The following is a 21,669-nucleotide window of genomic DNA, read 5'->3' as shown; positions in this document are numbered from 1 at the left end:
CCATCAACTACTGCCCAGGGCCGCTGAGCAGGGCGGCCCTGGCATCGAGCAGCTGGGCGGCCAGATCGCGGCCCAGCTGTTCAGCGGCGGTCGTCTCACCAGTGACGGAGGCACGCAGCAACTCACCATCGTCGGTTGCCACCACCCCGCGCACGAACAGCCGCTGCGCCACGCGACCGTCTGCGTCGAGGTCCTCCACCACTTCGGCCAGCGCGCCGACAGGCGCATTGCAGCCCGCTTCGAGCGCGGCCAGCATGGCGCGCTCGGCGGCCACCGCGACGCGGCTGGCCTCATCGTCCAGAACGGACTGCAGCAGGTGCTCGGTGTCCACGTCTGCGACGCGGCATTCCACTGCCAGCGCGCCCTGGGCGGGCGCGGGCAGCATCTGCAGTGGATCGAGCGTTTCCGTGATCACCGCGAGCCGGCCCACGCGGGCCAGGCCGGCGCGGGCGAGGACGACGGCGTCCAGCTCGCCGTCGGTCACCTTGCGCATACGGGTGTCCACGTTGCCGCGGATGTCGCGCACCTCCAGCCCGAGGCCCAGGGCCCTGAGCTGGCTGGCACGACGCGGCGAACCGGTTCCCACGAGGGAGCCCGGGGGTAGTTCGCCGAGGGTCAGACCGTCGCGGGCCACCAGGGCGTCCCGCGGGTCCTCGCGAACCGGGACCGCGGCAAGCGACAGCCGCGGGTCCGGTGCGGTCGGCAGGTCCTTGTAGGAGTGCACCGCGACGTCGACCTCGTCGTCGGCGAGCGCCTCGCGCAACGCGGAGGTGAAGACGCCGACGCCGATCTCGGCGATCGGTGCCATCGAGCGGTCACCGGGCGTGGTGACCTGCACCAGCTCGGTGCGGTACCCGGCCTGCTCCAGCTGCTCGGCCACCCATCCCGTCTGCGCCATCGCCAGGGCGCTGCCTCGGGTGCCGATGCGGAGGGTCTTGTTCAACGGTGCTCACCGTCCTGTTCCGGTCGGTCGCGCAGCGCTTCGCGGCCGGTCTGGGGCAGCCGGGCCTGCGACACCTGGGCGGAGCCGCCCTGCCTGCTGTCGCCTGCGGCGGGCGCACCCAGCACCGCGGTGGTCTGCGGATCGAGTTCGAAGAGTTCGCGGAGGGCGTCGGCGTAGCCGGATCCGCCCGGCGTCGACGCGAGTTGCTTGACCCGGACCGTCGGCGCGTGCAGCAGCTTGTCGACGACGCGGCGCACGGTGCGCGCGAGCTCGTCGCGCACGTCGCCCTCCAGCTCGGGCAGCTTGGAGTCGAGCCGGAGCAGCTCGGCGTCGACGACCTCGGCGGCGCGCCTGCGCAGCGCGGTCACCGTCGGGGTCACCTCGGCGGAGCGCTGCGCGGCGAGGTAGCCGCGCACCTCCTCCGCGACGATCCTCGCGGCGCGCTCGGACTCGCCGCCGCCCTGCTGCTCGGAGAGCCTGCGCTGGAGGGTTTCCAGGTCGACCACGGTCACGCCGGGCAGCTCGGCCACCTCGGGCGCGGTGTCGCGGGGCAGACCGAGGTCGCAGAACACCAGCGGGCCGCGGTCGGCGGTGTCGACCAGGTCGGCGGTGACCACGGCGCCGATCGCGCCGGTGCAGGTCACCACCAGGTCAGCGGCGGAGATCGCCGACCGCAGGCCGGAGAGGTCGACCGCGCTCGCGGTGACGCCTTCGGTGCGCAGCGACTCGGCGAGCCGTTCGCCGTTGGTCGCGGTGCGGTTGGCGATCACGACCTCGCCGATCCCGGCGCGGCGCAGCTGCGCGGCGGCCAGGCCGCCCATCGAGCCCGCGCCGACCAGCAGCGCGCTGCGGCCCGCCAGGCCGCCCAGCGCGGCCTCGGCGTCGGCGAGCCCTTCGGAGACCACCGAAGCGCCCTCGGCGTCGATGCCGGTCTCGGCGTGCACCCGCTTGCCGACGCGCAGGGCCTGCTGCGCCAGCTCGTGCAGCGTCCTGCCGACGGTGCCCGACTCGTCGGCGACGCCGTAGGACTGGCGGATCTGGCCGAGGATCTGCGCCTCGCCGACCACCATCGAGTCCAGCCCGGCGGCGACCGAGAACAGGTGCTCGACGGCGGCGCCTGCGTAGTAGACGTACAGGTGGTCGGTGAGGTCGGCGACCTCGGAACCGGAGTGCCGGGCCAGCACGGAGGTCACGTCGTCGAGTCCACCGTGGAACGTTTCGGCGACCGCGTGGACCTCCACGCGGTTGCAGGTGGACACCACGAAGGCTTCGGCGACGTGGTCGCGCTGGATGAGCTCGTGCAGGACCTTGCCGAGTTCGTCCGCGCCGACGGCCACCCGTTCCAGCACCCGCACCGGGGCGCTGTGGTGCGACAGCCCGACAGTGAGCAGGTTCACAGCCGTTCCACCATCCCGTTCATCGGGTCGATCTCCTTGCCCCCAGAACCGGTTGCCCCGGCCCCGCCCGAACCGTTGCGCCCCGACGCGTCGAGCGCCCGCGCGCCGACGCCGTCGACCGCGGCAGCCTCCTGCTGCCTGCGGGCGACGTGGAAGGACAGGATCTGCATCTCCACCGCCAGGTCGACCTTGCGCACCTCGACCTCCTCCGGCACCTGGAGGACGACGGGCGCGAAGTTCAGGATGCACGTAACGCCCCCTGCGACCAAACGATCACAGACGTCCTGGGCGCCCTGCACCGGCGTGGCGATCACCCCGATCGTCACCTCCCGCTCGGAGCACACCTCGGCGATGTCGTCGACGTGGCTGACCGGGATTCCTCCGACCGGAATGCCCACCAGATCCGGGTCGAGGTCGAACAGCGCGGAGACCGGAAATCCACGGCTCGGGAAGCCCCCGTAGTTGGCCAGCGCGTGACCAAGATTACCTATTCCGACCACCGCGACGCTGTGCTTGCGGGTGAGCCCGAGGATCCGCTCGATCTGGCCGACGAGGACCGAGACCTCGTAGCCGACACCGCGGGTGCCGTAGGAGCCGATGTAGGAGAGGTCCTTGCGGAGCTTGGCGGAGTTGACGCCGGCCGCGGCGGCGAGCTCCTCGCTGGAGACCGTGCTCACGCCCTGGTCTCCGAGCCCCGACAGCGCCCGCAGGTACACCGCCAGCCGCGCCACCGCGGCCTCCGGGATCGCCCTGGCCCGCTCCCGGGCCGCGGGCACCTCGATGTCGGACGTCTGGCTGGGCCGGGACGCACCGTCGCTCCCGGCACCGTCCCGCACGCCCTCTTCGTGGGCCGTCACTGGCTCTCCCTTGCCCTGCCTGCGTTCCACTGCGGCGCGTCCGGACGGGCGCGCGGCCGGGTCCGCCCGGACCCGGATCAGCCGCGCCGGAACACCCGGTACACCCCGGGTGGTTCCACTGCCGATTGCACGCTGCCCGCGCACTCGACGGCTGCCCGGGATCCGTCCGGAGCACCGCCGACGCGCTGTTCGGCTGCACGACCCCCTACACCGTAGCCATTTGTGAACGCATGCACAAAGTCACCGGCGAAGGGGCGCAGGCAGCCCGCAGCCTCCCCCGACATCATCGCCGATCGCCCCCCGACGTGCCAAAACGTGTGGTGGCGGGCACGTCCGGGGTCAGCGGGACAGCGCCGCGCGCAGCCGCGGCTCCTCGACCTTCCAGTACCCGTGCTCGACGTTATCGATCAAGATCACCGGCACCCGGTCGCCGTACTCGGCGCGCAGCTCCGGGTCGGAGTCGACGTCCTCGGACGTCCACCGGACGCCGAGCTCGCCGCAGATCCGGTCCACGTCGGCGACCGCCTGCTCGCAGGCGTGGCAGTCCTCCCGGACCATCACGGTGACGGTCCGCCCGGACGTCGCGGTCATTGCTGCGCCTCCACGGTTTCCCGGCTCCGGCGGCCGGATGGGTCCATTAAACGCCGCGCGTGTTCACGAGCGGAGGGAGCGGCGGGCGAGCTTGCCGGTGGGCGAGTGCGGGAGCGAGTCGGCGAACTCCACGACCGTCGGGATCTTGAACCGGGCCAGCCTGCCCGCGCAGTGCGCGCGGACGGCGTCCGCGGTCGGGCCGGTGCCCGGCTCGGCGACCAGCACCGCCTTGACCGCCTCGCCGGTGGTCTCGTCCGGGATGCCGACCACGGCGGCCTCGGCGACGCCGTCGAGTTCCAGCAGGGCGCGCTCGACCTCGTGCGGGTAGACGTTGAAGCCGTTGACGATGATCAGGTCGGTCGCGCGGTCGACCAGGTGCAGGTCGCCGTCCGCGTCGAGGTAGCCGACGTCGCCGGTGCGGAACCAGCCGTCGGCGTCCGGGCCGTGGTCGCCGTCGGGCCAGTAGCCGCTGAACAGGTTCGGGCCGCGCACCGCGACCCGGCCGGTGTCGCCCTCGTCCTCGTCGGCCAGCGGCGTGCCGTCCGAGTCGACCAGCCGGAGCTCGACGCCGGGCAGCGGCCTGCCGACCGAGCCGGGCTTGGCGACACCGCCGGCGAGCGTGGTGGTCAGCACCGGGCCGGTCTCGGTCAGGCCGTAGCCCTCGAACACGTCCAGGCCGGTCGCCGCGCGCACCGCGGCCGACACCTCGCCGCCCAGCGGGGCCGCACCGGACGTGAGCAGCCGGACGGTGGCCATGCCCTCGCGCAGCCGCGCGGGCGGCAGCCGCAGCCAGGCGCTGTACATCGGCGGCACGCCGACCACGGTCGTGACCCGCAGCCGGGCGATCGCGTCGAGCGCCTCCTCCGGGTCGAAGCGCGGCAGCAGCACCGCGGTCGCTCCGACGGCCGCGACCTGGAGCAGGCCGGGTCCGAGGCCGTAGACGTGGAACAGCGGCAGCGCGAGCAGCACCCGGTCGGCAGCGTTGACCGGCATCGGGCGCAGCCGCGCGCACTGGCGGACGTTTGCCAGCAGCGCGCCGTGCGGCAGCATCGCCGCGCGCGGCGGCCCGGAGGTTCCCGAGGTGTAGGACAGGATCGCCAGCTCGCTCCCGCCGGTGCGCGGGAGCACCGGATCCGGTTTGGCACTGGGTGTCAGTTCAGGCGCGGGCAGGACGCTCACATCCGCGGACACCGGCACCCCGCCGTCGGCCACCAGGACCCGGGAACCGCTGTCGGCGATGATCCGCTCCAGCTCCGCGGGCGGCGACGAGGTCGGCAGCGGGACCGCCGCGCCGCCCGCGCGCAGCGCGCCGAACAGCGCGACGCAGAAAGCCGCTCCGGTCGGCAGGTGCACGGCCACCCGGTCGCCCGGCCCGACCCCGGCGTCGACCAGCCTGTGCGCTTCGGCGTCCACCGCCGCGTCAAGCTCCGACCAGGTCAGCTGTTGCGCGGTGGGACCGTCGACGAGCGCGGGGTGCTGCGCGCCGCGCTGGGCGGCCGACCGCACGAGGTCGGCGACGTTGCCCGCCTCGGCCCTGGACCCGCCTGCGGCGTCACCGCTCGCGGCCGGGGACGTCTTCGCCGACATGACGACCTCCTCGCATCCAGCCGTGCTGTCGGCCGCAGTCTTCCACGAGTGTCCGAAATCACCCAGCGATCCGGCCGGATCCGGCGCACCCGATGGCCCTCGGTGCCGAACCGATCCGCTCCGCGCACTACCTACTTATGAGTAGCAACACGTATGCTGCTCCTCCAACGCCCCCACAACTGACGTCGGCAAGGCCAGCAAGGCCGCCACCGGAGACGCCTCTCGGTGCCCGCACCGAGACCGGACCGAAACGCCCCCACGGCAGGAGGTCGGTCGAGACATGAGCAGCACGAACACGCTCGAACCCCCGGTCAAGCACGTTGCGGCCCGGCACGCCACCCCGGTCCGCCCACCGCGCCGCGCGGTCACCGCGCCCGAAACCCCGAACGAGTCGTGGGCCTACGTCGACGCCGCGCAGCACGGCGACAGCGACGCCTTCGGCCGCCTCTACGACGAGTACTCCCAGGTCGTCTACCGCTACGTGCTGTTCCGGGTCAGCGACCACTGCCTGGCGGAGGACATCACCAGCGAGACGTTCCTGCGCGCGCTGCGCCGGATCGCCACCGTCAGCTACCAGGGCCGGGACGTGGCGGCCTGGTTCATCACGATCGCCAAGAACCTGATCCTCGACCACATCAAGTCGAGCCGGAACCGGCTGGAGGTGCCGACCCCGGACCTGGCCGACAGCACGATGTCGGCCCGCCCGCAGCAGTCCGGGCCGGAGCACCACGTGCTCACCGCGGTCACCCACCGCGAGCTGCTGCGCTGCGTCCGCGAGCTGAACCAGGACCAGCGCGAGTGCATCCGGCTCCGGTTCTTCCAGGGGTTGTCGGTGACCGAGACCGCGGCCCGGATGGACCGGAACGAAGGCGCGATCAAGGCGCTCCAGCACCGCGCGATCCGCAGGCTCGCCCAGCTGCTGCCCGACGACGTCCGCTAGCGCCGCGGACCTCCCGGTTCCGGTCGAGCGGACTCGTGCGGCCTCGGCGAACCGCTCGACCACAGGCTTTAAGCTAGGACCCTGCCGATTCGGGACCTGCCCCGAATCCCAGCCCTGGAAGTTCCAGGACGACACGGACACACCGGAGGACCCCGGGAGGCGCGGCGGTGCCGACACGTCAGGGCTCAGCCGATGGCGCGAGCCACGACGGCGAGCAGGGTCTTCGCGTGCCCGATCCCGTCGACAGCGCCAAGCTCGCGGGCCGCGCCTCGGCGGAGGCTGCGGTCGCCGCGGCCGGGGGCAGCGACGGGTCGCTGTCGGCGCCTCCGGACCTGACCGCCGCCGCGTTCTTCGACGTCGACAACACGATGATGATGGGCGCGTCGCTGTTCCACTTCGCCCGCGGGATGGCCGCCCGCAAGTTCCTCACCGCCTCGGACCTGGCCGGGTTCGCCTGGCAGCAGCTGAAGTTCCGGGTAGGCGGCCGGGAGAACCCGCAGGACGTCCAGGCCAGCCGGGAGCAGGCGCTGTCGTTCGTGGCCGGCCGGCCGGTGCAGGAGCTGGTCGAGCTCAGCGAGGAGATCTACGACGAGCTGATGGCCGACCGGATCTGGGCGGGCACCCGGGCGCTGGCGCAGATGCACCTCGACGCCGGGCAGCGGGTCTGGCTGGTCACCGCGACCCCGGTCCAGCTGGCGCAGATCATCGCCCGCAGGCTCGGCCTGACCGGCGCGCTGGGCACGGTCGCCGAGAGCGAGCACGGCGTGTTCACCGGGCGGCTGGTCGGCGAGATGCTGCACGGCCGGGCCAAGGCGCACGCGGTGCGCGCGCTCGCCGCCAGCGAGGGCCTGGACCTGCGGCGCTGCACGGCGTACTCGGACTCCTCCAACGACGTGCCGATGCTCTCGGCGGTCGGCACCGCGGTCGCGGTCAACCCGGACCAGGGGCTGCGCGACATCGCGCGCACCCGGGGCTGGGAGATCCGGGACTTCCGCACCGGGCGCAAGGCCGCCAAGATCGGGCTGAACTCGATCATGGGCGCCAGCGCGATCGCGGGCGCCATCGCCGCCGGGCTGGCCTACCGCCGCCGCGACCGCTCCTGATCACGCGAGCCGCCTGCGGACCTGGATCGCGGTGACGATCTCCACGACGCCGAGCACGAACAGCCAGACCCCGCCGAAGACCACCAGCAGCCCCACCGAGGCGATCGGCGAGACGATCAGCACGATCCCGGCCAGCGCCGTGACGATCCCGAGGAAGACCTGCCAGCCGCGGGCGGGCATGTCCCGGTCGGACATGGCGGCCGTGGTCTGGGTGACGCCGCGGAACAGCCAGCCGATCCCGATCCACAGGCCGAGCAGCACGATCGACTGCAGCTCGCCGCGGAAGCACAGCAGCCCCAGCAGGATCGACAGGGCGCCGCTGACGAAGGCCAGCACCCGCAGCCCGGTCGAGACGTGCGCGCCGAACGCGGCCACGATCTGCAGGATGCCGCTGACCAGCAGGTAGATCCCGAACAGGACGCCGACGACGATGAGCGTCGCCTTCGGCCAGACCAGTGCGAGCACGCCGAGGACGAGCGAGCTGACGCCGACCGCGAGGGTCGCTTGCCAGGCCATCCGCGCGAGAGGGGAGCCCGGGCTCCGGATGTGAGAAGTCATGTCCCATGCTCAGCGCGGTCCGGTGGTTCCTGCCACTCGTGCCCCCGATGTCGGCCGTATCAGCGAAGATCTTTCGTGTGATGGAGTGATCCACCCGAGCCCGCGACGCCGACGGAGGAAGCCCGTGGAGCGGTTCCCGCCACCGAGCGACTGGCGCTTCGCTCACCTGGACGAGTCGTCATCGGTCCACAACCGGCAGCGGATCTACGCCATCGCGGCCGTGCTCTCCACCGAGGGGCAGCACGCTGAGCTCAAGGAACGGCTCCGATCGGCCCTGCTGCCCGGCCAGGACCACCTGCACTGGAACGCCGACCGGTCACTGGCACGCAGGCTCGAACTCGCCCACCTGATCGCCGAGTGCGAGATCGAGGGCGTGCTGGTGGTGAGCAGCACGACCACGAACAAGCAGCAGGAACACGCGCGCAAGAAGATCCTGGGCGTGATGCTGCCCGAGTTGCAGCACCGCGAGGCGGCCAGCCACGTGATCATCGAATCGCGCTTCCACGGCGACACCCATGACCGCAGGACGGTTGGCTGGCTTCGGCAGCAGCACGTCATCAGCTCGCAGATGCTGGTCGACCATGTGCCCAAGCGCGAGGACGAACGGCTGTGGCTGGCCGACGCGCTGGTGAGCAGCTACATGACCGCCACCGTGCACGGCCAGACCGGCCCTTGGGACGTCATCAACTCCGGCCAGCGCGTGGCGGTGCTGGAACTGGGCTGAACGCCGGAGCGGACCGGGCCGGATGTCGGACCGCGGGGCTAGGTTCCGGACATGGCAGATGTGCGTGATGTCCAGGTGACCTTCGACTGCGCTGACCCGCGAGCACTGGGGATGTTCTGGAACCAGGTGCTCGGCTACGAGGTGCCGCCACCACCGCCGGGCTTCGACTCCTGGGACGCGTTCGCGGCGACGCTGCCCCCGGAGCAGCGCAACGAGCGGTGGGCCGCGGTGGACCCGAAGGGCGTCGGCCCGCGGTTGTTCTTCCAGCGGGTGCCCGAGCCCAAGACCGTCAAGAACCGGCTGCACCTCGACGTCCGGGCCGCGCCCGGGCTCCAGGGCGACGAGCGGATGGCCGCGCTGGAGGCGGAGTGCGAGCGGCTGGTGGCGCTGGGGGCGAGCAGGCAGCGCCGCGTCGACCCCGCGCCGCCGATGGAGGCCGGGTTCATCGTGCTCACCGACCCGGAGGGCAACGAGTTCTGCCTCGACTGACCCAGGACAGCGGCCCCGGACAGCGCGAAGGGCTTGGTCCCGTCGCAGAACGGGTTCCAAGCCCTCACTTCCAGTCGCGTCCGCGGACCGACTGGCTCCGCGGACAGGATAGTCCAAGTCGCCCGATCAGGTAAACGCCGTCCGGCGGGAGATCGTCCCGGCGGCCAAGGTGAGAAGCGCGTTCTCGGCACGGGGGAAGGCGAAACTGATGCGGCGCAAGCTCACGATCGGCGTCATCGCGGCGCGCACCGGACGGCTGTCGAGGCTCGGTGCCCCGCCGCTGTTCGCGATGGACCTGCTCGAACCGCACCTGCGCCGGATCAGCAACTCCGGCCGCGCGCACGAGGTCCGCCTGGTGAGCCGGGACAGCGGCTCCGAGCCCGCGCAGGCGCGCCGAGGAACCGAAGAACTGATCCGCGACGAGCACGCCGACGTGGTCCTCACGCTCGCGGGCACCCACGTGCTGCCCGCGGTGGCCGACACCTGCGAGGAAATGGCGACTCCGTGCGTTTCCAGCACGTTCCCCTGGCAGGTCTACTACTACGGCCGGGGCGCGACCGACGACCGTCCTTTCCGGTGGACCTACCACTTCGCCTGGGGCCTGGACGACATCGCGTCGACGTTCGCCGAGATGTGGGAGGCCCTCGGCCCGGGTCAGCGCGTCGGCTGCGTGTGGAACGACGGGCCGCAGGGGAACTGGTCCCGCGACCGGTTCGCCCCGGTGGCTGAGGACCGCGGTCACGACCTCGTCGACCCCGGCGGATACCGGGAGCCCGCGGCCGATTTCTCCCCGCACATCGGCGAATTCCTCGGCGCGGACGTGGAGGTCGTGACGAGCACGGCGACCAGCGCGGACCTCGCCCTCTTCTACGAGCAGGCGGCCGAGCGCGGCCTGCGCCCCAGGCTGATCACCTGCTCGCGCTGGCTCGCGTACCCGTTCCAGGGCGCGCTGGCCGACGCGAAGGTGGCGACGCTCGTCTACTGGACGCCCCGGCACCCGTACCGCTCGTCCTTCGACGGGATGCGCGCGGACGAGCTGGCCGACGCCTACGAGCAGCGCACCGGGCAGCAGTGGCTCCAGCCCCTGGGCCTGGCACACGCGCTGTTCGAGGTCGCGGCCCACGCGCTGTCGACCGCCGGCGACCCCACCGACCGCGAGTCGGTCGCCGCGGCGATCGGCTCGGCCCGGCTGGAGACGATGGCCGGCCCGCTGGACTGGACCCGCGGGCCGGTGCCCAACGTCGCGACGGTCCCGCTCGTCGGCGGGCAGTGGAAGCCGGGCGGACGCCACCTCCGCGACCTCGCCGTCGTGAGCAACCGGCGCCACCCGGAGATCCCGGTCGAGGCGGAGCTGGAACCGCTGCGCTGAACGGGCTCAGCCGCCCGGGCTGGCCTCCGGCCGGGCCAGGGCGCAGACGAGCTCGCCGTCCTCCACCGAGGCCAGCACGGTGTCGCCGGACTGCACCTCGCCGCTGAGCAGCAGCCGGGAGATCCGGTTGTCCAGCTCCGACTGGATGGTCCGGCGCAGCGGGCGAGCGCCGAACTCCGGCGCGTAGCCGGTCCCGACCAGCCAGCGCTTGGCCTCGTCGGTGATCTCCAGGTCGACGTCCTGGGAGCGCAGCAGCCTGCGGCTGCGGTCCAGCAGCAGGTCGACCACGCCGGTCAGGTGCTCCTGGGTGAGCCCGTGGAAGATGATGATCTCGTCGATGCGGTTGAGGAACTCCGGCTGGAACCGGCCGTGCAGGTCGTCCATCAGCTGCTCGCGGATGTCGGCCACCGAGCCGCGGTGGGCCAGGATCCGCTGGGCACCGATGTTGCTGGTCATGATCACCACGGTGTTGCGGAAGTCGACCGTGCGGCCCTTGGAGTCGGTGAGCCTGCCGTCGTCGAGCACCTGGAGCAGCGTGTTGAAGACGTCCGGGTGGGCCTTCTCCACCTCGTCGAACAGCAGCACGCTGTAGGGCTGGCGGCGCACCTTCTCGGTCAGCTGACCGGCCTCCTCGTGCCCGACGTACCCGGGCGGCGCGCCGACCAGCCGGGAGACGGTGTGCTTCTCCTGGAACTCGCTCATGTCGAACCGGACCAGCCGGTTCTCGTCGCCGAACAGCAGCCCGGCCAGCGCCTTGGCCAGCTCGGTCTTGCCGACCCCGGTCGGCCCGAGGAACAGGAACGACCCGACCGGCCGCTCCGGATCGCCCATCCCGGCCCGGCTGCGCCGCACCGCCTCGGACACGGCGGTGACCGCCTCGTCCTGGCCGACGACCCGCTCGTGCAGCGCGTCCTCCAGCTTGAGCAGCCGCTCCTTCTCGCTCTGGGTGAGCTGCGAGACGGGGATGCCGGTGCGCCGCGACAGGACCTCGGCGATGTCGTGCGCGGTGACGTCGGAAACGCCTTCCCGCCGCTCGGAGATCCCGGCGAGCTCGCCCTCCACGACCTCGATCCGGTGCTTGAGCTCGGCGGCCCGCTCGTACTGCTCGCCGGAGACCGCCTCGTCCTTCTCCCGGCGCAGCTTGGCGAGCTTGTCCTGGCGCTCGCGGACGCCGGTGCTGCGGTGCAGCGAGCGCAGCCGCACCCGGGCCCCGGTCTGGTCCACCAGGTCGATCGCCTTGTCCGGCAGGAACCGGTCGCTGAGGTAGCGGTCGGAGAGCACGGCGGCGGCGCCGAGCGCCTCATCGGTGAACCGCACGCCGTGGTGCGCCTCGTAGGAGTCGCGCAGCCCTTCGAGGATCTGCACGGTCTCGTCGACGCTCGGCTCGGGGATCATGACCGGCTGGAACCGGCGTTCCAGCGCCGCGTCGGACTCCACGTGCCTGCGGTACTCGTCGATCGTGGTGGCCCCGATGACGTGCAGTTCTCCCCTGGCCAGCGCGGGTTTGAGGATGTTGCCCGCGTCCATCCCGCCCTCGCTCGCCCCGGCGCCGACCACGGTGTGCAGCTCGTCGACGAACAGCACGACCTCGCCCTCGGCCGCGCGCACCTCGTCGATGACCTTCTTCAGCCGCTCCTCGAACTCGCCCCGGTACTTCGAGCCTGCGACCAGGCCGGTCAGGTCCAGCATCACGACCCGCTTGTCCTCCAGCGTCTCCGGCACGTCACCGGCCACGATCCGCTGCGCGATGCCCTCCACGATCGCGGTCTTGCCGACGCCCGGCTCGCCGATGAGCACCGGGTTGTTCTTGGTGCGGCGGGACAGGATCTCGACGGTCTGCTCGATCTCCTCGGCCCGCCCGACCACGATGTCCAGCCTGCCCGCGTGCGCGTCCGCTGTGAGGTCGCGGCCGTACTCGTCCAGCGTCGGGGTGTCGCTCTCCGCGGTGTTGGCGGGCAGCCCCTCCGCGCTGGCGGCGCGGTCCACCCGGTCGCGCAGCAGGCCGGTGTTGATCTCCTGCGAGCGCAGCATCTTCGTGGCCGCCGCGTCCGGGTCGTCCAGCAGCGCGCCGAGGAGGTGCTCCGGGCCGATGTAGGACACGCCCGCCGCGCGGGAGCGGGCGTGCGCGTTGATCAGCACCCGCTTCGCGGCGGGGGTCAGGCCCGGGTTCGCCGACGGCGTGCCGCTCTCGCCGGGCAGGATCTCGGCGATCCGCTCGGCGAGGTGGTCCGGCTCGGCGCCCGCCCTGGCCAGCAGCTCGCGGGTGGGGGCGAGCCGGGTCGCCGCCCACAGCAGGTGCTCGGTGTCCAGGTCCGGGCTGCCGTCCTGCTTGGCCCGGTCGGAGGCGGTCCGGAGGAGCTCGGTCGCCGACTCGGTCAGCAGCCGCCCGATCGGCACCCGCTGCACCGCGGGCGGCGACGACGTCGGCGACATGCCGAAGAACCGGTTGAGCAGGTCGGTGAACGGGTCTTGCGAGCCGAACGCGGTCATCGTGCCTCCCCCGGACTTGGCCACCTCGTCCTCCGGGGTACCCAGAACGAACCCGCGACGCGCCCGCGGTTCCGGCCGAAATCGCGGGCGTGTCGGACGCTCAGCCCAGGAAGACGTTCTGCCGCTGGGCCAGCAGGCGGTAGAGGGTCTGCTGGATGATCTCGCGGACCTGGTCGGCGATGCCGAACACCAGCATCGGGTCGTCGGCCGCGCCCTCCGGGTGGCCGCTGGTCTCGATCGGCTCGCCGAACTCGATGTACCACTTCGACGGCAGCGGGATCGCCCCGATCGGGCCGAGGTGCGGGAAGAACGGGGTCACCGGGAAGTACGGCAGGCCCAGCAGCCGCGCCAGCGGCTTGATGTCGGCCAGCTTCGGGTAGATCTCCTCGGCACCGACGATCGAGCAGGGCACGATCGGCACGCCGGTGCGCAGCGCGGCCGAGACGAACCCGCCGCGGCCGAACCGCTGGAGCTTGTAGCGGTCGCGGAACGGCTTGCCGATGCCCTTGAAGCCCTCCGGCCACACCCCGACCAGCTCACCGCCGCTGAGCAGCCGCTCCGCGTCCGGGCTGCACGCCAGCGTGTGCCCGGCCTTGCGGGCGAGCGCGCCGACCACCGGCAGCCGGAACACCAGGTCCGCGCCGAGCATCCGCAGGTGGCGGCCCGCCGGGTGGTGGTCGCGCAGCGCGACGGTCGTCATCATCGCGTCCCACGGCAGCGTCCCGGAGTGGTTCGCGACGACCAGCGCGCCGGAGTCGTCGGGCACGTTGTGCAGGCCGATCGCCTCGACCCGGAACCACTTCTCGTAGAACGGCCGCAGCGGCGGGACGAACAGCTGGTCGGTCAGCTCGGGGTCGAAGCCGAAGTCGTCGACCTTGTAGTCGCCGAGCAGCCTGCGGCGGGCGAACGCCAGCGCCTCGACGACGGCTTCCTCCCAGTCCCCGCCGGGCCCGCCCTGGGGCGGGGGCACGTCGGCGGGCACGTCGTCGACCGGCGGCGGCGCGGTCCGCCGACCGGTGCCCCTCCGCCGATCCGATGCGTGCAGCGGGATCACCCGTGCTTCCGCCATTACCCCTCCCTCTGGCTGTCGTGCCTCAACGCAGTCGCGCGATCAGGTTCCCGACACCGCGCTCCACCTCGCGGATGCGCTCCGGGTCGATCACCGGGCGCAGGTCGCGCCCGTGGACGAAGTCGTCGAACGCCTGCTGGGTCGTCCAGCGCGGGGTGAACCCGAAGCGCTCCCGCAGCCGCGTGGTGTCCAGCACGCGGCCGAAGTTCAGATACCGGAGCTGCTCCGGCGAGAAGTCCACCAGCCTGGTGCTCCGGAAGAACCGGCTCACCGGCGACAGCGCGCTGCGCGGCACCGGCATCGGCAGCCGCCCGGCCCGCCGGATCGCCTGCGACAGCATCAGCACGCCCGCGCCCGCGACGTTGTAGACCCCGGGCGGCGCGTCCAGCGTCGCCCGCTCCAGGACGGCGAGCGCGTCCTCGGAGTGCAGCAGCTGCAGGCGCGCGTCGAAGCCGAAGACGGTGGGCACCACGGGCAGCTCGAAGTACCTGGTGAGCACCGCGTCGATGCGCGGCCCGATCAGGTTGCTGAACCGCAGGGTGGTGACGTCGACGTCCGGCCGCCTGCGGCCGAACCCGCGGACGTAGCCCTCGATCTCCACCGCGTCCTTGGAGTAACCCGACGACGGCAGATCCCTGGGCTCCATGTCCTCGGTGAACACCGCGGGGTCGCGCGGGCTGGACCCGTAGACCGCGCTGGTCGAGCGGACCACCATCCGGCGCACCAGCGGCGACTTCTGGCAGGCCGCCAGCAGCTGCATGGTGCCGATGACGTTCATTTCCTTCATCGTGGCGCGGCCGTCCGGCCCGGAGTGCGAGTTGACCGACGCGTGCACCACGGTGTCGACCCTGGCCGCGGTGATGACCTTCGCGATCAGCGGGTTGCGGATGTCGGCGCGGACGAACTCGGTGCGGCCCATCCGGCGCAGCAGGTCGCGGCCGGGCTGCACGGTGTCCACGCCCAGCACGCGTTCGACGGCGGGGTTGGCGGCCAGGCGGGCGGCGAGCTGCCCGCCGAGGAACCGGCTGACCCCGGTCACCAGCACGACGTTGGGCACGATGTGCCTCCAAGCAGAGTGGTGTGCCGACTCCGGCAGTGCTCCGATACGGCCAGACTGCCGATGCTACCGCCGCAATCTTCCACCACATGGGGCAGCGAGGTAACGACGCAGGGTCCAGGTCGCCACCACCAGGTTTCACCCTGCCACCCGTTCGGCCCAGCGCGACCCTCGGTTGCCCAGCGCCATCCGGTCGAGGCGGCGCCGCGGGAAAAACTACCGCCGCCGACCCGATGCGGCCGACGGCGGTGGTGGCACTGAGCGGGAGCCCGTCCTAGGAGAGGCGGGCCCGATGGCTCACTTGCCCAACTTGCGACGCTGGACGCGGGTCCGGCGGAGAAGCTTGCGGTGCTTCTTCTTGGACATGCGCTTGCGGCGCTTTTTGATGACCGAGCCCATGCGGAATCCTTAGCTGTCGTCGGTAATCGATGTCATCACGTGCCTGCGCCGGCCCACCGAGGCCGCTCCGCGGGAGCGCCGGTCTCTGGAAGCACCGGTCTCTCGGAGCACTGGTCTCTGGCAGCACTGGTACCAGGCACGACCGGCTTGACAGCTTACCCGGCCCGGAACCCCGGCCTGACGACGCGGGGTCCGTCGAGCACGTGACCACCTCATCCCGCGTTGTAGTAGGCGTGCTCCAGGTACGCGTGCACGTCCTTCTCCGCGACGCGGAACGAGCGGCCGACGCGGGCCGCGGGCAGCTCACCCGCGTGCACCAGCCGGTAGACGGTCATCTTCGAGACTCGCATCAGCTTGGCGACCTCGGCCACGGTGAGGAACTGCACCTGACCGACCGAGGGCGGCGCCTGCTGGCTGGGTTCGGAGTTCGCAGACATGGTTCACCCCGTCCTCCGCACGCGTCGCGCCGTCGGCTTCCCCTCCGACGGAACCTCACGCACGTGCTCTGTCGAGAGTAACGGGACTGATGAGCAACCTGCGACGGATCGTTTTTGGCCTTTGGGGTTTGGGGCTGGTTTGCGCGGGTGGTCGCCTGGTCAGTCTGCTTTGTGGGCCTGGCCCAGTTCCACGGAGCGGTCGCGGGCGGCTTCGATGGCGTCGATCAGGGCCGCGCGGACGCCGTGCTTCTCCAGTTCGCGGATGCCCGCGATAGTCGTGCCCGCCGGGGACGTGACCGCCTCCCGCAGCATCACCGGGTGGCCTTCGTCGGAGCGCAGCATCGCCGCCGCGCCGACCGCCGACTGCACGATCAGGTCGGCGGCCACCGCGCGCGGGATGCCCAGCAGGATCCCGGCGTCGATCATGGCTTCGACCAGGTAGAAGAAGTACGCCGGGCCCGAGCCCGACAGGGCCGTCACCGCGTCCTGCTGGGTCTCCGGCACCCGCACGACCTTGCCGACGCTGCCCAGCAGCTCCTCGACCAGCCGCAGGTGCTCGTCGTCGGCGTGCGCGCCGCCGGAGACCGCGCTCATCGCCTCGCCGACCAGCATCGGCGTGTTCGGCATGACCCGGACGACCGGCGTGCCCGCGGGCAGGCGCCGCTCGAACAACTCGGTCGGCAGGCCCGCGCACAGGGACACGACCAGCTTGCTCGCGGGCAGGTCGGCCGCCATCGCGTCCAGCAGCGGCTCGATGTCCTGCGGCTTGACCGCTATGACGATGACGTCCGCCCGGCGCACCGCGTCCGCGACGTCGACGTGCACGACGCCGTAGCGCTCGGTCAGCTCCCGCGCCCGCTCCGGATACCGCTCGGTGAACAGCAGGTCCTGCGGGGACCTCCCGGCGTGCAGCAGCCCCGAGATCAGGGACTCGCCGATCTTGCCCGCTCCGAGTACCGCGATGGTCGTCATGCCGAGCAGCCTGCCAGAACACGGACGGTGCATCCGTCTCCCCCTCCCGGCCGCCCACCTCGGTCGTTAGTGTGGCTGCGACCACAGAACCGCCCCGCCACGCACCGGTTCGAAGGAGCTGATGATCTCGATGTTGAGCACCATGCAGGACGGCGCGTTGTCGATCTCCCGGATCCTCGCGCAGGGCAGCGGCCCGCACGGGACCGCCGAGGTCCGGACCTGGACCGGCGACGGGGTGCGCCGTGAGGACTACGCGCGCACCGGGCGGCGGGTGGCCCAGCTCGCGCACGCGCTGCGCGGTCTCGGCGTGACCGGCGACCAGCGCGTGGCCACCTTCATGTGGAACAACGCCGAACACCTGGAGGCGTACTTCGCGGTGCCCGCGATGGGGGCGGTGCTGCACACGCTGAACATCCGGCTGTTCCCCGAGCAGATCGTCTACATCGCCGACCACGCCGAGGACCGGGTGGTCGTCGTCGACGCGACGCTGCTGCCGCTGTTCGGCAAGATCCTGCCGCAGCTGCGGACCGTGCGGCACGTGATCGTCGTGGGCGAGGGGACGCTGGAGCCGCCCACGGGCGTCGAGGTGCACGCCTACGAGGACCTGCTGGCCGGGCAGCCGGAGGAGTTCCCGTGGCCCTCCGTGGACGAGCGCAGCGCCGCCGCGATGTGCTACACGTCCGGCACCACCGGCAACCCCAAGGGCGTCGTCTACTCGCACCGCTCGATCTACCTGCACTCGATGCAGGTGTGCATGACCGACGGCATGCGGTTGTCGCAGGCGGACACGGCGCTCGCGGTGGTCCCGATGTTCCACGCGATGTCGTGGGGGCTGCCGTACGCGGCGTTCATGGTCGGCGCGTCGCTGGTCATGCCGGACCGGTTCCTCCAGCCGGAGCCGCTGGTGAACATGATCGCCACCGAGCGGCCCACCTTCGCCGCCGCGGTGCCCACGATCTGGCAGGGCGTGCTCCAGCACCTGGACGCCGCTCCGCAGGACATCTCCTCGCTCCAGGAGGTCGTCGTCGGCGGTTCGGCCTGCCCGCCCGCGCTGATGCGGACCTTCCAGGAGCGCTACGGCATCCCGATCCTGCACGCCTGGGGCATGACCGAAACCTCGCCGCTGGGCACCGTCGCCCGCCCGCCCGCGGGCGCGACCGGTGAACAGCTGTGGGCCTACCGCGCCAGCCAGGGCAGGCTGCCCGCCGGCGTGGAGGGGCGGCTGATCGGTGACGGCGAAGCGGTGCTGCCGTGGGACGGCGAGAGCGTCGGCGAGCTGGAGGTCCGCGGTCCGTGGATCGCCGCGTCCTACTACCGCGACGACGACCCGGAGAAGTTCCACGACGGCTGGCTGCGCACCGGCGACGTCGGGCACATCTCCCCGGAGGGCTTCCTGCGGCTGACCGACCGGGCCAAGGACGTGATCAAGTCCGGCGGCGAGTGGATCTCCTCGGTGGACCTGGAGAACCACGTGATGGCGCACCCGGCGGTGGCCGAGGCGGTGGTCATCGGCGTCCCGGACGAGAAGTGGGACGAGCGGCCGCTGGTCGCGGTCGTGCTCCGCGAGGGCCACCAGGCCACCGCCGACGAGCTCCGCGACTTCCTGGCCGAGCGCGTCGCCAAGTGGCAGCTGCCCGAGCACTGGACCTTCGTCGCCGAAACCCCCAAGACCAGCGTCGGCAAGTTCGACAAGAAGCGCCTCCGCCAACAGCACTCCGAAGGCCACCTGAACGTAACCACCTTCAGCTGACCCACCCGGCAGCCGGTTCCGCGCCCCACGCGCGGAACCGCCACCCCAACCCAGCCATCGTCCTCAAGCGGCGAAGCCGCTTAGCCCAAGCACGCAACCGGCACCGCCGCGGGTTCTCAGGCGTTCGCTGGCGAGGACAGCTTTTTCCGTCGTATTGGCATACGTCGGAAAAAGATCCCGCAGCCAGCGGACGCCTGAGGTTCCGCTACCTGACCCGCCACGCAAACCGGTTTCTTCACACTTCCCTCACCCGCTGATGGCGAGTTGGCGGGCTTGACAGACAATCCTGCCCGTCGAATCCACCACCGTCGTGTCCTCGTCGAACCAGCGGCCGTGCACGGCCTTGGCCTCGACGAACAACCGCAGCCAGCCGTTGGCCGGACGGGCCCGCATCAGCGCGGTCAGCTGCACCGTCGGCGACCAGCCGAACCGGCCCAGGTTGAACGTCACCGGCATCGTCAGGTCCCCGGCCACCAGGCCGAACAGCAGGTCCGGCTGCGCGCCGCGCGGCTTGGCCCACAGCCGCAGCCGGGGCGGGCTGTCGATGTCGCCGTCGAGGAACCCGGCGCCCTCCCGGTCCAGCCGCACGTCGCAGGTCTTGGCCAGGTGGAAGAACTTCGCGGCGTCCGAGGTGCTCAGGTCCAGCGCCTCCGGCGGCGGGTTGACCGGCATCTCGGGCACGTCCGACCAGGCGGGCTCGTCGGCGGGGATCTCGCCCAGGCCCAGCGTCGCGTCCACGCAGACCTGCCCGCGCTGCTCCAGCGTCGCGCGGACGACCGTCACGGTGCGGCCGGTCTTGAGCGTCTGGGTGCGGATCAGCACCGGGCCGGTCTGCGGCGGGCGCAGGTACTGCGCGCTGACCGACAGCGGCGCCAGCGAGTCGCCCTCGGTGGCGGCCCTGGTCATCATCGCCAGCAGGTACCCGCCGTGCGGGCGGTCCCCGACCGCCCAGTCCGGGTGCAGGTCGGCGACGAAGCTGCCGTCGCCGAGGGGGCGCACTGCGGTGGCCGTGGCGAACACGTCGGGCAGGTCGTTCACGCCGGCCCCACCGGGCAGCCGCCCGCACCGGCGGGAACAGCGCGGAATCGAATCATGGTCACGATTCTACGGACTAGGCCGCTTCTTGATCACTTCGCGGGGTCGCCGGGATCACGAACGCAGCGGTTCCAGGTGCAGCCTGGCGAACAGCAGGGCCTCGGCGAGCAGGGCCGCGCGCTGCCGCGCGTTGCGGGCCTTGCGGGTGTTGATCTCCAGCACGACCGAGCCGTCGAACCCGTCGGCGGCCAGCGCCTCGCACACCTCCGCGCAGGGCTGGTTGCCCTGCCCGGGGATGAGGTGCTCGTCGCGCGGCGCCCCGGTGCCGTCGGCGAGGTGGACGTGGGCCAGCCCGCCGCCCATCCGCTTGAGCAGGTCGATCGCGTCCACGTGCGCGGCGGCGGCGTGCGAGAGGTCGAGCGTGTAGTTGCGGTACCCGACGTCGGTGGGGTCCGGCGAGGGCTTGAACGCCGAAAGGCCCGAGGACTTCCCGCCGCGGAGCCGGTTCCAGGAGTTCGGCGGTCGCACCGGGAACATGTTCTCCACCGCGATCCGGATGCCGCTGGCTTCCTCGAGTTCCCCGACCAGCTCGCCGAAACCCTCGGCGTAGCGGCGCTGCCAGCGGAACGGCGGGTGCACGACGACCGTCGACGCCCCGAGATCGCTCGCGGCCACCACCGAGCGCCGCAACCGCTCCTCCGGCTCCGGCGACCACACCCGCTGCGTGATCAGCAGGCACGGCGCGTGCACCGCCAGGACCGGCACCCCGTGGCGGTCGGACAATCGGCGCAGCGCGGCCACGTCCTGGCTCACCGCGTCCGCCCACACCATGACCTCGACACCGTCGAAACCCAGGTCGGAGGCCATCTCGAAGGCGGCACGCGCGGGCTGCGGCCACACGGACGCGCTGGAGAGCCCCACGGGGATGTGCGCTTCCTCGATGTGCTCGGGAACTCGTTCCGATGTCATGTCCTGCCCAGCATGCCCGAAGGTTCGCGGTGTGGGTACCGAAGCCGGATCAGTGTGACAGCAGCACCAACGCCGCCGGGGACACCGTGCACGCCAGACCGACCACGACAGCCAGCAGGATGGTGTTCAGATCGTCGCCGCGCAAGAACTTCCGGGCGACGAACACAAGGCACGCGGTGACCACCAGCGCGGCGCCCAGCGCGGCGAGCGAGAACTGCACCCACAGCCAGTGGAAGCCGAACCACACGCCGACACCGCTGACCACGCCGACACCGCTCTGCAGCAGCAGCGTGCCCCACTCCCGGCCCGGCGAGCGCTCCTCTTCCTCGTCGTCGTCGGACAGGTAGTCGTCGGCGTCCAGACCGGCGGGCGCCTCCGAGTCGTAGTCGTCGTCCGCGGACTCGCCGGTGCGGCCGAAGTCCTCGTCCGGATCGTCGTCGTAGGCGTCGAAGTCGTACGGGTCGTCCTGCGGTTTCTCCGCCTGCTGCGGGTAGGCGAGCATCTCGGTGCCGTCCTCGTCGGCCCCGGGGTAGGCCATCATCGCCGTGCCTTCCGGCTCGGCGGCCTTCGGCGGGTAGGCCATCATCGCGGTGCCCTCCGGCTCCGCGGCGGGCGGCGGCGGGTACGGCATCATCGCCGTGCCCCCGGCTTCGCCGTAATTGGCCGCTTCGCCGTAATTGGCGGCTTCGGCGGACTTGGCCTCCGCCTCCACGCGCGGCAGCTGCTCGGTCGCGCCCTCCACCGGCTGCGGCGGAGCGGGCTGGGGCCGCGGGTGCGGCGAAGGCCGGCGCGGCAGCGCGGGCTGCTGGATCGTCGCCTCGGCGTCGGCGACCGGTTCCGGAGCCGGCGGCTCCGGTGGCGCGGGCTTGCCCGCGGACCCCAGGCGCTGCGCCCAGAAGCTGCCGCCGCTCTTGCGCGGCGGGCGCGGGGGCT

The 21,669-nt window shown here is 72.0% G+C and carries 20 protein-coding genes and 1 pseudogene; 6 read left to right on the top strand and 15 right to left on the bottom strand.

The annotated features are described in order from the left end of the window. Positions 1-7 precede the first annotated feature (7 nt). The 5 genes from hemC to ABD691_RS31120 all read right to left on the bottom strand — a co-directional run bounded on the left by hemC (position 8) and on the right by ABD691_RS31120 (position 5,375). Complete coding sequence (hemC, locus tag ABD691_RS31140; protein ID WP_344685862.1) at positions 8-943, bottom strand: hydroxymethylbilane synthase; 936 nt, start codon at positions 941-943, stop codon at positions 8-10. Beyond that, positions 940-2,340 (bottom strand): glutamyl-tRNA reductase, encoded by a 1,401-nt coding sequence (locus ABD691_RS31135; RefSeq protein WP_344685860.1) that lies wholly within the window; start codon positions 2,338-2,340, stop codon positions 940-942. The genes hemC and ABD691_RS31135 overlap by 4 nt, the downstream gene beginning before the upstream one ends. After that, positions 2,337-3,197 carry a redox-sensing transcriptional repressor Rex gene (locus ABD691_RS31130; RefSeq protein ID WP_425565201.1) on the bottom strand — a complete coding sequence of 287 codons (861 nt, stop codon included), beginning with the start codon at positions 3,195-3,197 and terminating at the stop codon, positions 2,337-2,339. The genes ABD691_RS31135 and ABD691_RS31130 overlap by 4 nt, the downstream gene beginning before the upstream one ends. 339 nt (positions 3,198-3,536) lie before the next feature. Continuing rightward, positions 3,537-3,788 (bottom strand): glutaredoxin family protein, encoded by a 252-nt coding sequence (locus ABD691_RS31125; RefSeq protein ID WP_344685858.1) that lies wholly within the window; start codon positions 3,786-3,788, stop codon positions 3,537-3,539. Positions 3,789-3,851: 63 nt separating this feature from the next. Beyond that, the gene (locus ABD691_RS31120) at positions 3,852-5,375 is read right to left on the bottom strand and encodes an AMP-binding protein (RefSeq protein WP_344685856.1); all 1,524 of its coding nucleotides are present in this window, start codon (positions 5,373-5,375) and stop codon (positions 3,852-3,854) included. A 280-nt stretch (positions 5,376-5,655) separates the two neighbouring features. Between ABD691_RS31120 and ABD691_RS31115 the strand changes: the two genes are divergently transcribed. Next, positions 5,656-6,315, top strand: a complete 660-nt coding sequence (locus ABD691_RS31115; RefSeq protein WP_344685854.1) for a sigma-70 family RNA polymerase sigma factor — start codon at positions 5,656-5,658, stop codon at positions 6,313-6,315. A 227-nt stretch (positions 6,316-6,542) separates the two neighbouring features. After that, the gene (locus ABD691_RS31110) at positions 6,543-7,418 is read left to right on the top strand and encodes an HAD family hydrolase (RefSeq protein ID WP_344685852.1); all 876 of its coding nucleotides are present in this window, start codon (positions 6,543-6,545) and stop codon (positions 7,416-7,418) included. Here ABD691_RS31110 and ABD691_RS31105 read toward each other — a convergent pair whose 3' ends face one another. Next, the gene (locus ABD691_RS31105) at positions 7,419-7,934 is read right to left on the bottom strand and encodes an HdeD family acid-resistance protein (RefSeq protein ID WP_344685850.1); all 516 of its coding nucleotides are present in this window, start codon (positions 7,932-7,934) and stop codon (positions 7,419-7,421) included. It abuts the gene before it with no gap. Between the two features lie 166 nt (positions 7,935-8,100). Between ABD691_RS31105 and ABD691_RS31100 the strand changes: the two genes are divergently transcribed. The 3 genes from ABD691_RS31100 to ABD691_RS31090 all read left to right on the top strand — a co-directional run bounded on the left by ABD691_RS31100 (position 8,101) and on the right by ABD691_RS31090 (position 10,558). Then, a complete protein-coding gene (locus ABD691_RS31100) occupies positions 8,101-8,700 on the top strand; it encodes a hypothetical protein (RefSeq protein ID WP_344685848.1) in 600 nt (199 codons plus the stop codon). 51 nt (positions 8,701-8,751) lie between these two features. Next, the gene (locus ABD691_RS31095) at positions 8,752-9,189 is read left to right on the top strand and encodes a VOC family protein (protein ID WP_344685846.1); all 438 of its coding nucleotides are present in this window, start codon (positions 8,752-8,754) and stop codon (positions 9,187-9,189) included. A 208-nt stretch (positions 9,190-9,397) separates the two neighbouring features. Further along, positions 9,398-10,558, top strand: coding sequence for an ABC transporter substrate-binding protein (locus ABD691_RS31090; protein WP_344685844.1), 1,161 nt, complete (start codon positions 9,398-9,400; stop codon positions 10,556-10,558). 6 nt (positions 10,559-10,564) lie between these two features. On the opposite strand, the gene ABD691_RS31085 is transcribed toward ABD691_RS31090, so the two are convergent. From ABD691_RS31085 to proC, 6 genes are all read right to left on the bottom strand, one after another. Next, on the bottom strand, positions 10,565-13,048 hold the full coding sequence (locus ABD691_RS31085; RefSeq protein WP_425565200.1) for an ATP-dependent Clp protease ATP-binding subunit: 2,484 nt from the start codon (positions 13,046-13,048) through the stop codon (positions 10,565-10,567). 100 nt (positions 13,049-13,148) lie between these two features. Continuing rightward, complete coding sequence (locus ABD691_RS31080) at positions 13,149-14,117, bottom strand: lysophospholipid acyltransferase family protein (RefSeq protein WP_344685842.1); 969 nt, start codon at positions 14,115-14,117, stop codon at positions 13,149-13,151. 25 nt (positions 14,118-14,142) lie between these two features. Beyond that, positions 14,143-15,177 carry an NAD-dependent epimerase/dehydratase family protein gene (locus ABD691_RS31075; protein ID WP_344685927.1) on the bottom strand — a complete coding sequence of 345 codons (1,035 nt, stop codon included), beginning with the start codon at positions 15,175-15,177 and terminating at the stop codon, positions 14,143-14,145. Between the two features lie 294 nt (positions 15,178-15,471). Further along, complete coding sequence (locus ABD691_RS31070; protein WP_003402602.1) at positions 15,472-15,573, bottom strand: 30S ribosomal protein bS22; 102 nt, start codon at positions 15,571-15,573, stop codon at positions 15,472-15,474. 212 nt (positions 15,574-15,785) lie between these two features. Further along, positions 15,786-16,010 (bottom strand): helix-turn-helix domain-containing protein, encoded by a 225-nt coding sequence (locus tag ABD691_RS31065; protein WP_344685837.1) that lies wholly within the window; start codon positions 16,008-16,010, stop codon positions 15,786-15,788. Positions 16,011-16,169: 159 nt separating this feature from the next. Beyond that, on the bottom strand, positions 16,170-16,982 hold the full coding sequence (gene proC, locus ABD691_RS31060) for a pyrroline-5-carboxylate reductase (RefSeq protein ID WP_344685836.1): 813 nt from the start codon (positions 16,980-16,982) through the stop codon (positions 16,170-16,172). A 130-nt stretch (positions 16,983-17,112) separates the two neighbouring features. On the opposite strand from proC, the gene ABD691_RS31055 reads away from it, so the two are divergent. Next, entirely contained in the window at positions 17,113-18,732 is a 1,620-nt protein-coding gene (locus ABD691_RS31055) for a long-chain fatty acid--CoA ligase (protein WP_344685925.1), read from the top strand. Between the two features lie 246 nt (positions 18,733-18,978). Here the strand turns inward: ABD691_RS31055 and ABD691_RS31050 are convergent, their stop codons facing one another. From ABD691_RS31050 to ABD691_RS31040, 3 genes and pseudogenes are all read right to left on the bottom strand, one after another. Beyond that, positions 18,979-19,770, bottom strand: a complete 792-nt coding sequence (locus ABD691_RS31050) for a thioesterase family protein (protein WP_344685834.1) — start codon at positions 19,768-19,770, stop codon at positions 18,979-18,981. 111 nt (positions 19,771-19,881) lie between these two features. Then, on the bottom strand, positions 19,882-20,736 hold the full coding sequence (locus ABD691_RS31045) for a sugar phosphate isomerase/epimerase family protein (protein WP_344685832.1): 855 nt from the start codon (positions 20,734-20,736) through the stop codon (positions 19,882-19,884). 49 nt (positions 20,737-20,785) lie between these two features. Next, positions 20,786-21,669: pseudogene (locus ABD691_RS31040) on the bottom strand (hypothetical protein); the annotation flags it as partial.

The organism is Saccharopolyspora taberi (assembly GCF_039534165.1).
In the GTDB taxonomy this organism is placed as follows: Bacteria; Actinomycetota; Actinomycetes; order Mycobacteriales; family Pseudonocardiaceae; genus Saccharopolyspora_D; species Saccharopolyspora_D taberi.
Note: the sequence above shows the minus strand (reverse complement) of the source record. Positions and strands in the feature narration are given on the sequence as shown.